The 14,452-nt window shown below is 71.7% G+C and carries 12 protein-coding genes and 1 pseudogene; 7 read left to right on the top strand and 6 right to left on the bottom strand.

What is annotated here, in order from left to right; all coding sequences use genetic code 11:
* Nucleotides 1-40: 40 nt before the first annotated feature.
* From NCG93_RS13850 to NCG93_RS13835, 4 genes are read left to right on the top strand one after another with little or no spacing between them, the layout of a single operon-like run.
* Complete coding sequence (locus NCG93_RS13850; RefSeq protein WP_194412083.1) at nt 41-1,159, top strand: ABC transporter substrate-binding protein; 1,119 nt, start codon at nt 41-43, stop codon at nt 1,157-1,159.
* Between the two features lie 23 nt (nt 1,160-1,182).
* Complete coding sequence (locus NCG93_RS13845) at nt 1,183-2,058, top strand: ABC transporter ATP-binding protein (protein ID WP_194412084.1); 876 nt, start codon at nt 1,183-1,185, stop codon at nt 2,056-2,058.
* The gene (locus tag NCG93_RS13840) at nt 2,058-2,867 is read left to right on the top strand and encodes an ABC transporter permease (RefSeq protein WP_194412085.1); all 810 of its coding nucleotides are present in this window, start codon (nt 2,058-2,060) and stop codon (nt 2,865-2,867) included. The genes NCG93_RS13845 and NCG93_RS13840 overlap by 1 nt, the downstream gene beginning before the upstream one ends.
* Complete coding sequence (locus NCG93_RS13835; RefSeq protein WP_194412086.1) at nt 2,864-3,724, top strand: ABC transporter permease; 861 nt, start codon at nt 2,864-2,866, stop codon at nt 3,722-3,724. The genes NCG93_RS13840 and NCG93_RS13835 overlap by 4 nt, the downstream gene beginning before the upstream one ends.
* 145 nt (nt 3,725-3,869) lie before the next feature.
* Here NCG93_RS13835 and NCG93_RS13830 read toward each other — a convergent pair whose 3' ends face one another.
* From NCG93_RS13830 to NCG93_RS13805, 6 genes and pseudogenes are all read right to left on the bottom strand, one after another.
* Entirely contained in the window at nt 3,870-5,159 is a 1,290-nt protein-coding gene (locus NCG93_RS13830) for an allantoate amidohydrolase (RefSeq protein ID WP_194413681.1), read from the bottom strand.
* A gap of 2 nt (nt 5,160-5,161) precedes the next feature.
* Entirely contained in the window at nt 5,162-6,388 is a 1,227-nt protein-coding gene (locus NCG93_RS13825; RefSeq protein WP_194412087.1) for a pyridoxal-phosphate-dependent aminotransferase family protein, read from the bottom strand.
* Nucleotides 6,385-8,055 carry an AtzH-like domain-containing protein gene (locus NCG93_RS13820; protein ID WP_252787555.1) on the bottom strand — a complete coding sequence of 557 codons (1,671 nt, stop codon included), beginning with the start codon at nt 8,053-8,055 and terminating at the stop codon, nt 6,385-6,387. The genes NCG93_RS13825 and NCG93_RS13820 overlap by 4 nt, the downstream gene beginning before the upstream one ends.
* Nucleotides 8,048-9,154 (bottom strand): acetamidase/formamidase family protein, encoded by a 1,107-nt coding sequence (locus NCG93_RS13815; RefSeq protein WP_194413683.1) that lies wholly within the window; start codon nt 9,152-9,154, stop codon nt 8,048-8,050. Before NCG93_RS13815 ends, NCG93_RS13820 begins: the two co-directional genes overlap by 8 nt.
* Nucleotides 9,155-9,262: 108 nt before the next feature.
* Nucleotides 9,263-10,570: pseudogene (allB, locus tag NCG93_RS13810) on the bottom strand (allantoinase AllB); the annotation flags it as partial.
* Between the two features lie 156 nt (nt 10,571-10,726).
* Nucleotides 10,727-11,380: a helix-turn-helix domain-containing protein gene (locus tag NCG93_RS13805; RefSeq protein WP_194412088.1), complete on the bottom strand. Its 654-nt coding sequence runs from the start codon at nt 11,378-11,380 to the stop codon at nt 10,727-10,729.
* A 237-nt stretch (nt 11,381-11,617) separates the two neighbouring features.
* Here NCG93_RS13805 and NCG93_RS13800 point away from each other — a divergent pair, with 237 nt between their 5' ends.
* The 3 genes from NCG93_RS13800 (at nt 11,618) to NCG93_RS13790 (ending at nt 14,408) form a co-directional block, all read left to right on the top strand.
* On the top strand, nt 11,618-12,607 hold the full coding sequence (locus NCG93_RS13800) for an ABC transporter substrate-binding protein (RefSeq protein ID WP_194412089.1): 990 nt from the start codon (nt 11,618-11,620) through the stop codon (nt 12,605-12,607).
* Between the two features lie 110 nt (nt 12,608-12,717).
* Nucleotides 12,718-13,602 (top strand): ABC transporter permease, encoded by an 885-nt coding sequence (locus NCG93_RS13795; RefSeq protein WP_206687272.1) that lies wholly within the window; start codon nt 12,718-12,720, stop codon nt 13,600-13,602.
* Between the two features lie 11 nt (nt 13,603-13,613).
* Entirely contained in the window at nt 13,614-14,408 is a 795-nt protein-coding gene (locus NCG93_RS13790) for an ABC transporter ATP-binding protein (protein ID WP_194412090.1), read from the top strand.
* Nucleotides 14,409-14,452 lie beyond the last annotated feature (44 nt).

Genomic DNA, 14,452 nt, shown 5'->3' with positions numbered 1-14,452 from the left:
TCGCTCAGATCACATCGCATCAGAAGGGGAGCCACACCCGATGGCACGACACAGCAACCCGGCCCGGTATCGCCGCCTCGCGGCCGCCGCGGCCGCATTCGTCACCTCCGCCCTCGTCCTCGCCGGCTGCGCATCCGGGGGCTCCGCGCCCGGTGCGAGCGGCGGCGGCGAAGAGGAGGCGTCGTACGGCGAGATCAGCGTCCAGTACTCGTGGATCAAGAACGAGGAGTTCGCGGGAGAGTTCTACGCCTACGAGAACGGCTACTACGACGAGGCCGGCTTCGACGACGTGATCGGCATCTCCGGTCCCGACACCGGCGTCGCCAAGCTCCTCTCGGGCACCGTCGAGGTCGCCCTGAGCGACGCGGCCTCGATCGGCGCTGCGGTCGCCGAGGAGGAGGCGCCGCTGAAGATCATCGGCACGACCTTCCAGAAGAACCCCTTCACGATCCTGTCCCTCGCCGACGGCGGCAACATCACCACGCCGCAGGACCTCGTGGGCAAGACCATCGGCGTGCAGGACTCCAACGCCTCGGTGTTCGCCGCGCTGCTGAACGCCAACGACATCGACCCCGCAGACGTCACCGTCGTGCCGGTGGACTTCGACCCGACCCCGCTCATGAACGGCGAGGTCGACGGCTTCATGGCGTACCTCACGAACGAGGCCCTCACGGTCGAGCTCGCCGGCTACGAGGTCACCAACCTCTCGTACGCCGAGAACGGCGTGCCGTACGTCGCCGAGGCGTTCAGCGTCACCGACCAGTTCCTCGCCGAGAACGAGGACCTGCTGAAGGCGTTCCTGATCGCCGAGATCAAGGGCTGGACCGACGTCTTCCGCGAGTCGACCGACGACACGGTCTCGCTCATCGAGACGTACTACAACGAGGCTGCCTCCGAGTCGGAGGACGGCCTGGAGGCCGTCTTCGGCGCCCTCGACCCGGTCAAGACGGCCAAGGGGCTCGAGGCCGAGAAGCTGCTGATCTCGACCGACGAGACCGAGGCGAACGGCCTGTTCACGATCTCGGACGAGCTCAAGGAGCAGACCGTCGCATCGCTCGCCGCGGCCGGCTGGGACGTCTCGGTCGACGACCTGTTCGACACGACGATCATCGACGAGATCTACGAGGAGAACCCCGAGCTCAAGGACTACCTGCCGTAGTCCCCGACCGGGCGGCAATCATCATGACCGACACGCACCTGAACAGCACCAGGGCGACGGATGCCGCGGACGTGGCACCGTCGGCGGGGGAGACCTCGCCGGCGGCGCCCGCCCCGGGCACCGGCATCCGCATCGACGGCCTCAGCAAGACGTTCCAGACGGGTCGCGGGCAGAGCGTGACCGCCCTGCAGGACACCCACCTGCACACCGACCAGGGGTCGTTCCTGGCTCTGCTCGGCCCCTCCGGCTGCGGCAAGTCGACCATCCTCCGCATCCTCGCCGACCTCGAGACGCCCACCACCGGCGAGGTGTTCGTCGACGGCAAGACGCCGGCGCAACTGCGCCGCGACAGTGAACTGGGCATCGCCTTCCAGGACCACGCGCTGCTGCCGTGGCGCAGCGTCTCGGCGAACATCCGGCTCGTCTTCGAGATCGCCGGCCGACGGGTCGACAAGGCCTATATCGACGAGCTCATCGCCCTCGTCGGCCTGACCGGCTTCGAGAAGGCGAAGCCCGCGCAGCTGTCGGGAGGCATGCGCCAGCGCGTGTCGATCGCGCGCGCCCTCGCCCTGAAGCCCTCGGTGCTCCTACTCGACGAGCCGTTCGGCGCGCTCGACGACATGACGCGTCAGAACCTCAACCTCGAGCTGCTGCGCATCTGGACCGAGAAGCCGGCCACCACCCTCCTCGTGACCCACGGTGTGTCGGAGGCGATCTTCCTCTCCGATCGGGTCGCGGTGATGTCGCCGCGTCCCGGCCGCATCAAGGAGATCATCGAGGTCGACCTGCCGCATCCGCGCACGCCCGACATGCAGCGCTCCCCCGAGTTCCACCTCCTCGTCGACCGCGCGTCGGAGCTGCTCTTCGGTGCGGACGGCCGCGCCGCTGCGGAGTCCTGATGCGCGGGCGCTCCCTTCCCGGCTGGCTGGCGGGCGTCATCGGCGCGATCGCGCTGATCGCCGCCTGGTGGCTGTTCTCGGTCACCGTCTTCCAACCACCGCCGGGGACCACGTTCACCCCGGTGCCGTCGCCCTTCGTCGTCTTCCAGACGATCTGGCAGGACGGGCTGGCCGCGTACTGGAGCGTGTTCCAGGTGACGATCACAGAGGCGCTCATCGGGTACGCGTGGGGCAACGGCATCGCGCTGCTGGTGGCGGCCACGGTGCTGCTGGTGCCGCGCATCGAGGCCGTCGTCGTGCAGATCGCCGTCGTCAGCTACTGCCTGCCGGTGGTCGCGGTCGGAGGCATCGCGATCGTGGTGCTCGGCGGTGCGAAGCGCGCCGGCGATCCGAGTGCGACGGCGATCTTCCTCGCTGCCCTCGCCGTGTTCTTCACGACGGTGGTCGGCGCCCTCCTCGGCTTCCGTGCGGCGGACCGCTCGAGCCTCGACGTGGTGCGGGTGTACGGCGGCTCGCGGTTCACGCAGCTGCGCAAGGTGCGGCTGATCGCCGCGACGCCAGCGATCCTCAACGCGCTGCAGATCGCCGTGCCCTCCGCCTTCCTGGGCGCGATCCTCGGCGAGTACATGGGAGGCACCGACCGCGGTGTCGGGATCACCCTCATCCGCCTGCAGGGCGATCTCGACTCGGCGCGCGTCTGGGCGGTGTTCCTGCTGTCGGCGGTCGTCGCGCTGATCGGCTACGCGCTCGTCGGGCTCGTCTCCCGCGCAGTGACGCCCTGGGTATCGGGAAAGGCGGTGGCGGCATGACCGCGACGATCGCGAGCACCTCGGCGACGACCGCCGCCGCGCCGCGCTCGGCGCGCGCAACGGCGGTCTCGCGCACCGTCGGCCGGTCGCTCCTGAACGCCCTGCTCACGTTCGTCATCGTGCTCGCCCTGTGGTGGGCCGTGGTGAACCTCACGGGCATCTCGCCCTACGTCGCCAAGGGCCCCGCCGACGTATGGGAGTTCTTCTTCACCTCCGACGAGGCGGCCACGAACCGCGCAGAGATGATGCCGCTGCTGGCCCAGACGCTCGCCGACGCCGCGATCGGCTTCGTGGTGGGCATGCTCGTCGCGGTCGTCCTCGCCCTGGCCTTCTCGCTGTCACGCTCGGTCGAGATGGGCGTGATGCCGCTCGCGCTACTGCTGCGCTCGGTGCCGCTCGTGGCCATCGCCCCGGTCATCATCCTGATCACGGGACGCGGGACTCCGGCATCCGTCGCCGTCATCGGCTCGATCGTCGTCCTGTTCCCCGCGCTCGCGTCGATCATGTTCGGCCTCAGCCGGGCCTCGAAGGAGAGCCTCGACCTCGTGCACGTCTACGGCGGCGGTCGCGCGACGCAGCTGCGCAAGGTGAACGTCCCCGGAGCGCTGCCGTCGCTGTTCGCGGCGGCCCGGGTCTCGGTGCCGGGAGCCGTGACCGGCGCCCTGCTCGCGGAGTGGCTGTCGACCGGTCAGGGCATCGGTGGCATGATCCAGAAGTTCAGCGCCTCCGCCCGCTTCGACGAGCTGTGGGCGTCGGTGGCGCTCATCACGATCGTGACGCTGCTGCTTTACAACGTCGTCCAGGTCGTCGAGAACGTCGTGCTGGCCCGCATGGGAATGCCCACGTCCGGACGGTGAGGTCGGTCCCCCGCGGTACCGGCGAACGCGATCCCTGCGCGCTCGCGAACGCGAACCAGGGGAATCCCGTCGAACCAGACGGCGACGTCCTCGGGTTCGACGAGAATCCCCGGTCTCGCGGAGGCGTCCGGAGCGGCGCCTGGTTTCAGCGGTCGGCGGCGAGCTGCAGCACGGCCTCGGCGAGTGCCTGGATGCCGCGCGCGACGTCGCCGGCCGACACCGCTTCGTCGGGGTGGTGGCTGATGCCGTCGGGGTTGCGGAGGAAGAGCATGCCGACGTCGGTGATCGCGCCGATCGCCATGCCGTCGTGGCCGGCGGGGCTGAAGAGGACTGCGGGGTCTCCGCCGCCCGGGAGGGTCGAGAGGATGCCTTCGCGCACGACATCCTGCAGCAGCGGCGCGCAGAACACGGCGGGTGCGCTGTGCACCTCGTGCGCCCGCCAGCGCAGACCCCGGCGCCCCATGATCGCGTCGAGCTCGCGTTCGATCGAGAGCCATACCCGATCCCGCTCGCCGTCGAACTCGCCCCGGAGGTCGAGGGAGAGCCGTGCCTCGCCGGGCACGACGTTGACCGCCCCCGGGAACGCCTCGAGCTGTCCGACGGTGCCGATGATGTGGTGCTCGGCGCGGCAGATGCGCTCGACCGCGAGCGTGGCCTCGGACGCGCCGAGCAGCGCGTCGCGGCGCATGTCGTAGGGCGTCCCGCCGGCGTGGCGCGCCTCGCCCTCGACGACGACCTGGAAACGCCGCGCCGATGCGATCGACGACACCACCGCGAGCGACTCGCCGCGTCGGTCGAGTTGGGGGCCCTGCTCGATGTGCGCCTCGAGGTACCCGACGAGCTCGTCCGGCCGGCGCGCCGCCTCGCCCACGCGGGCGGGGTCGAGGCCGAACTCCAGGAACGCCTCGCGCAGGCTCGTGCCCTCGGCATCCGTCAGCGTCCACCAGTCGTCGTTCCACGTGCCCCCGACGGCCGACGAGCCGAGCAGCGCCTTGCCGAAGCGGGTGCCCTCCTCGTCCGAGAACGCGATTACCTCGAGAGCGAACGGCAGGCCGGCGCGCGCCGGCCCATCGTCGGGCACGCGCAGCAGGCGCGCGACCTCGAGGGCCATCAGCACACCGACGATCCCGTCGAAGCGTCCCGCATCGGGCACCGTGTCGAGGTGCGAGCCGAGGAGCAGTGCGGGCGCATCGACCTCGCCCGACGCCGGTGTCATCCGCCCGAGCTGGTTGCCGGCGGCGTCCTGGCGCGCCGTCATGCCGACCTCGCGCATCCATTCCGCCGCGAGCCGGTTCACGCGCGCGTGCTCGGGCGACAGGTACACGCGCTCGATCCCGCCGCTCGTCGCCGACACGCGCGCGAGCTCGTCGCATCGCGCCATCACACGCCGTGCGGCCGCGGCGATGCGGGCGCGGTCCACCGCCAGCAGGACCATCGTCACGAGCTCCGGAAGACGTCGGCCGCGGCATCCGTCCCGCCACCGGTCGGCACCGACGCGCCGAACCGCCGCAGCACCGCCTCGAGGGCGGCGAGCGTCGTCAGCACGGCGTCCTCCCGGGCGTTGTAGCCCATCGTGCCGATGCGCCAGACGCGGCCGTGCAGAGGCCCGAACGAGGTGCCGATCTCGATGCCGAAGTCCTCGAGCATCGCCCTGCGAGCCTCGTCGCCCGGGACTCCGGCCGGGATCTCGACCGCGACCACGTTGTTCATCTTGTGGGCGAGGTCGCCGAACACCTCCAGGCCCAGGGCCTGGACGCCGGCCAGCATCGCCGCGCCGGCCACGCGGTGACGTTCGATGACGGCATCCCGGCCCTCGATCAGCAGCACGCGCGCGCACTCGCGCGCGGCGTACAGCATCGACGTCGCCTCGGTGTGGTGGTTGAGGCGCCGCGGACCCCAGTAGTCGAGGATCATGCCGAGATCGAAGTAGTTCGAGCGCACGAAGTCGGTCGCCGACACGTCATCGGCCTCGCGGATGCCCGCCTCGACCCGGGTACGGGACCGGACCACCTCGACGGCGCGGTCCGACAGGGTGAGGGGCGACGACCCCGACGGCCCGCCGAGGCACTTCTGCAGGCCGGCGGTCGCGGCATCCAGCCCCCAGGCGTCCGCCTCGAACGGGTTGCCGCCGAGGGATGCCGTCGCATCCGTGTAGAACAGCACGCCGTGGCGCGCGCAGATGGCGCCGACCTCGTCGAGCGGCTGGTTCATCGTCGTCGACGTGTCGCCCTGCACGAGCGCCAGCAGCGTGGGCTTCACCCGGACGATCGCCTCTTCGATGACCGACACCGGGAACACCTGCCCCCACGCCGTCTCGATCGTGTGCACCTCGGCCATGGCACGCTCGGCGATCTCGGCCAGCAGATGGCCGAAGCGGCCGAACACCGGCACCAGCACGCGGTCGCCCGGGCGCACCAGCGACACGATCGCCGCTTCGATGCCGGCGCGCGAGGTGCCGTCGATGAGCAGGGTCGCCTCGTTGCCCGTCGCCCATACGCCGCGGTAGAGCTCCTGCGTCTCGGTCATCGCCGCGGTCATGAACGGGTCGTACTGCCCGACCAGGGGCGCCGACATCGCACGCAGCACGCTCGGATACGCCGAGATCGGGCCGGGGCCCATCAGCAGGCGCGTGGGCGGGTCGATGGGGCCGGGAAACGCGGTCATGGGGTGACTCCAGGAGCTGAGACGGTCGCGGCGAGGCGCCGCGCGAGGCGCACGAGGGCGATGTCGGTGCCCTCCCGCGAGACCAGGCAGAGCCCGACCGGCGCGAGGCCGAGAACGGAGGCCACCGTGAGGAGCGGCACCGACAGGGCGGGCAGTCCCGCGACGGCCGCCGGCGTCGTCAGGCGGAGGGTCGCCAGACGCACCGCGTCGATGTCCGCACCGCTCCGGCCGCGTGCCGGGGCCGGGCCGGGCACGGTGGGCAGCAGCAGCACCGACGACTGCACCAGATCGCGCACGCGTTCGCGCAGGGGCGCGAGAAGGGCGCGAGCGGATGCCTCGTCCTCGGCGGTGACGGCGGCAGCCGCGGCGAGGCGCTCGGCCACGGCGGGTCCGACGGCGCCCGGGTGCTCGCGCACCCACCGGCCGTTGTTGCGCCAGGCCTCGGCGGCCTGCACCGTGCGGAACGGCACGAGGTAGGCGTCGAGGTCGCCGATCGACGCCCGCGACACGGCCGGACCCTCGGGTGCGGCGGCGAGCCGTGCGAGCAGCGCCTCGACGGCGTCGCGCGTGGCCGGCTCGGCCGCGGCGAGAGCCTCGTCGAGCACGACGAATCGCCAGGGCAGGTCGGTGCCCGACTCGCCCCAGCGTCCGCGGCCGGATTCCTCGCCCGACTCTCCCTCAGGCCCGTCCTCGCCCGCGGCCGACGATCCGTCGTAGCTGAGGCACCAGTCCACGACGCGCTGCAGCGTGTCGCCGTCGCGCGTGAGCCACCCGACCGTGTCGAACGACTGCGCGAGCGGGAGGAGGCCCTGGCGGGGCACGAGCCCGTGCGTCGTGCGCAGCCCCCACAGGCCCTGATACGAGGCCGGCACCCGCACCGACCCCGCGGTGTCGGTCGCCAGCCCGATGTCGGCCTGGCCGGTGGCCACGGCGGTCGCCGGCCCGCTCGACGAGCCGCCGGGGAGCGCCCCGGCCAGCGCCCCGTTCGGGGGCGTGCCGTAGTGGACGTTGTCGCCGGCGATCGAGTACGCGAACTCGTCGGTGCGCGCGATGCCGCGCACGGATGCCCCGGCGCGCAGCAGATCGCTCACCGCCGGCGCGGTGGTGGTCTCGGGCCGCGCGGAGTCGAGGTACGCCGGATTGCCGGCGCCGATGCGGTAGCCCTTGATCGCGAAGAGATCCTTCACCGCCACCGTGAGTCCCGCCAGCGCGCCCTCCCAGGCGCCCTGCCACAGCGGGTCGCCGACCGTGCGCCACACGGTGCGGTCCAGCGGCTGGGGGCGCGGGGAGACGTGTGCCGCGGTGATGTGCCATGCGCCGTCGATGCGCTGCCAGACCTGCGTCTGCAAGCCCCGGCCGCCGCCGGCGTAGCGCGACACCGACACCAGGAGCGCGGCATCCGTCCCCAGCACCCGGTGCTCGATGCGCTCGATCGACCGCGGTGCGACGCCGCCGCGCGTGCCGCGGAAGGCCGAGATCGCGTCGTGCCCCACGAGAAGCCCCGCGGTGTCGCCGCGCAGGGTGTCGGCGCCGGGCGCGAACGTCTCGTCGAGCACCGCGACGTCGTCGGCGACGATCGCCGCCTCGTACCGCTCGAACGCTGCGAGCAGGTCCGGTGGCACCGTCTCGGAACCGGGGACGACGATGGGAGGGACGGGCTCAGCCACGATGCACCCCCGCGAAGTCCGCCTCGCGGATGCGCGCGTGCACCCCGCACACGATGTCGACGACCTGCGAGATGTCGAAGTCCGTCGCCGCCGAGAGATACGCGTAGGCGAGGTGCTCGTCCATGCCGTAGCGCGCCTGCAGCAGCGACAGCGCCGCGCGCACGCAGTTGCGCATCGCGACGTTCAGGTCGCGGTCCAGACCCGTGGGCACCAGATAGCCTCCCGCGCGGGCCAACGGGCCGGTCACCTCGCCGAACTCGGCCAGTGCGGCGGCGCGAGGCACGACCTCGAAGCGCAGCGTCGCACGCAGCGACGCCTCGAGCGCCGTGAGCGCCACCTCGCCGTCGCCCTGCGCGAAGTGCGGGTCGCCGACATAGGCGAGCGCCCCGGGCACCTGCACCGGGAGGTACAGCACCGCGCCCTCGGTGAGCAGGTTGATGTCGATGTTGCCGCCGTGCGCGCCCGGAGGAACCGAGTGCGGCCGCTCGGCCCGCGCCACCGCGACGCCCATCGTGCCGAGGAACGGCGCGAGCGGGAACTCGACGACGCGCTGGCCGCCCTCGGTGACCGGCAGGACGCCCACCGGTCCCGACACGCGCTCCTCGACCGGCGTGAACACGCTCACGTTCGCGGCACCGCGGGGCAGCTCGCCGACCAGCGCGCCCTTGCCGTGACGGTTCGAGATCACGCCGTAGGGCACGCGCGGGACGAGCCGCTCCACCGTGATCTTCAGCAGGTCGCCGGGCTGGGCGCCCGCGACGAACACCGGGCCCGTGACGACGTGCGGTCCGTCGGCGGCGGGGTCTCGCGACAGGGTCGCGGCGATCTCGATGGCATCGTCGAGGACGGATGCCGGAGCCACGCCGTGACCCGTGAAGAACGCCAGCGGATCCTTGCCCTGATCCTCCAGAATGCCTTCGTGGCTGACGGTGTCGAACGTCACGGTGTCACCCGGCGCGATCGTCAGCACCGCGGCATCCGTCTCGCACGGCAGCCGGCCCCACATCACGGTGTCCGGCGAGGCGGGCAGGTAGTGATCGCCCGGGATCGGCCCGGCGCCGCGCTGCAGCACCGTCGGCGCCGTCGGGGTCGGCGTCAGCTCTTTCGTCCCCGGCGCGTCGGGCGGCAGGCCGGCCGCGCTGCCGTGGGCCGCCGGCCGCAGCAGCCGGCCGCGCGGCGCACCCCGGAACCGCGGCGCCTCGCCGGGGCCGCCCGCCGTGACGTCGAACACCGATTCGCCGTGCAGCCACGTCCGGCGGATGCGGCCGGTGAGCACGCGGCGGTCGTACGCGGTGATCGGGTTCTTGTGCAGCAGCCGCGCGGCGTCGATCGCGAAGGGGTCGTCGACGCCGAAGACCGTCAGGTGCGCGGGCGCACCGACCTCGATGGTCCCGACGCCGTCGAGGCCGGCGACGCGGGCGGGGCCCGTCGTGTAGAGCGGCAGGATCGTCTCCAGCGGGATGCCGCGGCCACGCGCCTCGGTCCACACCGCCGCGAGACCGACCTGGAGTCCGGAGATCCCGCCCCACGCCAGGCCGAAGTCGCCGCCGCCGGAGCGCTTCAGATCGACGGTCGAGGGCGAGTGATCGCTCACGATCGCGTCGATCGTGCCGTCGACCACGCCCTCCCAGAGCAGGTCGCGGTTCGCGGCCTCGCGGATCGGCGGGCAGCACTTGAACTCGCTCGCACCCTCGGGGATCTCCTCCGCGGCGATCGTCAGATAGTGCGGGCACGTCTCGACCGTGAGCGCGACCCCCTCGGCCTTGGCCGCTCGGATCGCGGGCAGCGAGTGGGCGTCGCTCAGATGCAGGATGTGGGCGCGGGCTCCGGTCCGGCGGGCGGCATCGATCACGGCGTCGATGGCGGATGCCTCGCTCCGGGCGGGCCGCGACGCCAGGAACGCGCCGTACTCACGGCCGAGCGCCCCGTGCTCGTGCAGGAGCGCCGGGTCCTCGGCGTGGACGATCAGCCGCGAGCCCATGGCCGCGATCTCGGTCATCGCAGCGAGCAGCTGAGCGCGGTCGAGGTGGCCGAACTCATCGACGCCCGAGGGCGAGAGGAAGCACTTGAACCCGAACACGCCCGCGTCGTGCAGTGGCGCGAGGGCGCCCAGGTTCTCGGGCACCGCCCCGCCCCAGAACCCGATGTCGATGAAGGCCGACGGCACGGCCGCTGCCCGCTTGACCTCGAGCGCGTCCGCCGTGGTGGTCGGCGGCAGCGAGTTCAGCGGCATGTCGACGATGGTCGTGACGCCGCCCGCAGCGGCCGCGAGAGTGGCGGAGCGGAACCCCTCCCACTCGGTGCGGCCCGGTTCGTTCACGTGGACGTGCGAGTCGACGAGCCCCGGGAGCAGCACGGCGTCGTCGGGCACGAGCACGGTGCGTGCGCCGGCGACGTGCGCCCGCACATCGACGATCCCGGCGATGACACCCCGTTCGACGATGACCGCAGCGGGCCGGAACGACCCCTCGAGCCACGTGCGCTGGGCGCGGATGACCGAACGCCCGCGTGTCATCGCGTCTCGATCCCCGGCCGGTGAGCGCTGGCGGGAGAGGTCATGGCGATCTCCAGAGGGTGTCGATGAGCGGATGCCGCGACGCAGGGGTGCGGCATCCGTAAAGCTATTGCTTAATAGCGCCGCGCGGGTTTCTCCCGTGTAACACCCTCGTGTCTACGGCTCGGCGCCGGCGTCGCCGGTGACGCCGACGCGTGCACCGGTGCCCGCGCCGGTGAGCGTGAGCCAGATCGCGACCGCGGGTTCGGCGGTGTCGTTGACGACGCGGTGCGGCCGGGATGCGGGGAAGGAGAGCGACGCCCCGGGACCCAGCCGCACCTTCCCGTCCGCGAACTCGAAGGTCAGTTCGCCCCGTGCGACCCATCCGCTCTCGTACCCCGCGTGCACGAGCATCGTGCCGTCGGTACTCGACGACGAACCGGGCGGATAGGTGGACTCGAACCAGTCCACTCCCGGCAGCGACGCCGGCGAGAGCCGACGGTAGGTGACCCCCTCGGCCAGTTCCGCGGGCGACGACCCGCCGGCATGCGCGACGAGCACCCCCGGCAGCTGCTCCGTCACGTCGGCGCGATCGTCGTGCGGTCGCGGCGCGAACGGGCCGGGGTCGTCGAAGATCGCCGACACCGGCACGCCGAGCACACCCACGAGCTCGATCAGCCGGCTGACGGAGGGCTGCATGACCCCCGTCTCGATCTGCGACAGGGCGCTCGATGAGATCCCCAGCTCATGCGCGACAGACGACAGCGACCGCCCCGTGGCGACCCGGAGCGTGCGCAGTCGCGGTCCTATCTGCGTGGGCACCTCACCCATCGGCGTCTCCTGACTCCGGCTGCCGGCCGGGCTGTGCGCCACATCGTATGACGTCAGCAGGCCTCGCCGTGACGCCGAGCGGTCGGCGGTTCGGCCCCATCTCAGCGTTAAGCGATCACTTAACACAGTCGTTACACAGCCTTCACGCCCCGCGCGAACGGGCGTTCTTGAATGAGGCCAGCCCCACACGCAGCATCCCGCCCTCCGTCGCCGGAGCCCGATCCAGGAGTGTCATCCATGCGCCCCCTCTCCCATCGCACCATCGCCCACCGTCTCGCCGGCACGGCCGCGCTCGTGACCGCCGCTGTGCTCGCCCTCGCGGGCTGCAGCGGCTCCTCGTCCGCCGCAGACGCATCGTCGGACGGCTCGTCGAGCGAGGAGACCGTCACGGTCAAGATCGGCACGCTGCGCGGCCAGCCGCACTTCTACCAGCCGTTCCTCTACAACGACCACGCGGTCGACGGCGTCGAGTTCGAGGTCGTCACGCTCGACACGACACCGGCGCTCTCGGACGCCCTCGTGTCGGGATCGATCGACTTCGCCATCTCAGGCGTCACGCCGACGATCGCCTCCATCTCGCAGGACCGCGACCTCAAGGTCGTCGCCAGCGCCGCCGACGGCGGCTCGGGCTTCATCGGCAACGGCGAGTCGTCGCTCGACGAACTCGTCGGCGAGAAGATCGGCATCGTCCAGGGTTCGGCGCAGGAGGTCGCCCTGCGCCTCCTGATCGAGGACGCCGGTCTCACCCCCGAGGACTTCGAGCTCACCGTCATCCCGGTGCCCGAGATGGCATCGGCCTTCTCCGCCGGCGACATCGCGGCGTTCATGGGCGTCGAGATCGGCGTCTCCATCGCGAAGGCGAACGGCGGCACCCAGGTCGTCGACCCGTACTCGACCCCCATCGGCAAGGTGAACATCGGTCTCATCACCACCGGCGCCCTGATCGAGGAGAACCCCGAGCTCGTGCAGAAGGTCGTCGACACCCATGCCGCCACGCCCGAGTACATGGCCGACAACATCGACGAGTGGCTGCCCGGCATGGTCGAGGAGTTCGGCGGCGACGAGGACGTCTTCGCCTCCGCGCTCGAGAACTTCTGGCTGCGTTCCGACCTGTCCGACGAGTACGTCGGCCAGCTCGAGGCGCTCGCCTCCGCGATGGCCGACATCGGCCTCATCACGGACGCACCCACGGGCGACGACATCGTCGACACGACGTTCGCCCCGTGAGGTGAGGCGGTGGCGGCGGGCCCCACGCGCCGCCACCGCCCTTCCTTCACGCACCGCCTCATCGCACCGCATCACCGCCGGACCCGGCATCCGCTCGAAAGGAGGTCATCGTGGCCCAGGCCATCGTGACCGACCTCGCTCCCACCCCCTCGCCCGCGCCGCCACGTCGTCGGCCCCGACCCCTGTCCCGCGGCTCGGCGCTGAACCGCGTGCTGCTCGGCAGCATCGTGCCGGTCCTGTTCCTCATCCTCTGGCAGGTCGGACGCGAGCAGGCGTGGGAGATCCCCGTCGTCGGCATCCGCATGGGGTTCCTGCCCTCTCCCGCCGAGGTCGTCGCGTCCCTCTGGGACTACGCGTTCGGCGGCGTCCACGACGACGCCTTCTCGGGCGACCTGTGGGTCAACCTCGGCACGTCCTCGCTGCGCGTGCTCGTCGGGTTCACCATCGCGTCGGCGATCGCCGTGCCCCTCGGCATCCTGATGGGCCGCTACTACACGATGGACGCGCTCTTCGATCCGTTCATCAACCTCTTCCGCCCCATCCCCGCGACCGCCTGGGTGCCGCTCGTCGGCCTCCTGATCGGCTGGGGCGATCAGGCGACGATCTTCCTGATCGCGCTGTCGGCGTTCTTCCCGATCGTCCTCGGGGCCATCAGCGGCTCCAAGGAGGTCCCGCCGCGGCTCATCGAGGCCGGACGGATGCTGGGAGCCCGGCGCTGGGAGGTGCTGGCCCAGGTCGTCGTCCCGGCCTCCGCACCGGCCGTCGTCAACGGCATGCGGGTCGGTCTGGGGATCGCCTGGGTGGTGCTCGTCCTCGGCGAGGGGGTCGGAGTGAGTGTGGGCCTCGGCGCCAACATCATCCTCGCCCGCGACGTGGTGCGCACCGACATGGTGGTCGTCGGCATGATGGTCGTCGGCGTCGCCGGCTTCCTCTCCGACCGCATCCTCATGGGCGCGTTCCGGCTGTTCACCCGCGGCCGCCCGCTGATCAAGTGACAGGAGCCGCCATGAGCGACACCACCATCAACACCGCCGAGGTCGACATCAGCGGGCTCTCCAAGCGCTACGGGCCGGAGGGTGCGGGGGTGCAGGCCGTCGCCGACGTCGACCTGCACATCGCGTCCGGCGAGTTCGTCGCGATCGTCGGCGCCTCGGGCTGCGGAAAGAGCACCGTCCTGCGCATCCTCGCCGGCTTCGAGCCCGCCACCGGTGGCACGGTCACCGTCGGCGGCGCGCCGATCACCGCGCCAGGCCCCGAACGGGGTGTCGTGTTCCAGGACTACGGGCTCTTCCCCTGGCTCACCGTCCACGAGAACGTGGCCTACGGTCCTCGCCGGCGCCGCCTGTCTCGGGCGCGGGTGCGAGAGCTGACCGAGCGGTTCATCCGCACCGTCGGGCTCACCCGCTTCGCCGACAAGTACCCCGGCCAGCTCTCCGGCGGCATGCAGCAGCGCGTCGCCATCGCGCGCGTGCTCGCGAACGAGCCCACGGTGCTGCTGATGGACGAGCCGTTCGGCGCCCTCGACGCGCTCACCCGGTCGGATCTCCAGACCGAGCTCAAGCGCATCCACATCGAGACGAAGACCACCGTGGTGTTCGTCACGCACTCCATCGAGGAGGCCGTCTTCCTCGCCGACCGCGTCGTCGTGATGACGGGCGGCGCCTCGCACGGCGTGCCGGGGCACATCAGCCGCGTCGTCACCATCGACCTGCCCGCGGAGCGCGACATCACGAGCCCCGACTTCAACGAGTACAAGCGCGAGATCTCGGACCTCGTGCACGCGGTGGCCGATCATGTGTGAGTGGGCCGCCGGCACGGCCGACGCGTCACGTGCGGGAGGGCGGC

This window comes from Microbacterium yannicii (assembly GCF_024055635.1).
GTDB classification, from domain to species: domain Bacteria; phylum Actinomycetota; class Actinomycetes; order Actinomycetales; family Microbacteriaceae; genus Microbacterium; species Microbacterium yannicii.
The sequence above is the reverse complement of the archived record's forward strand: the minus strand, read 5'-3'. Positions and strand labels throughout refer to the sequence as shown.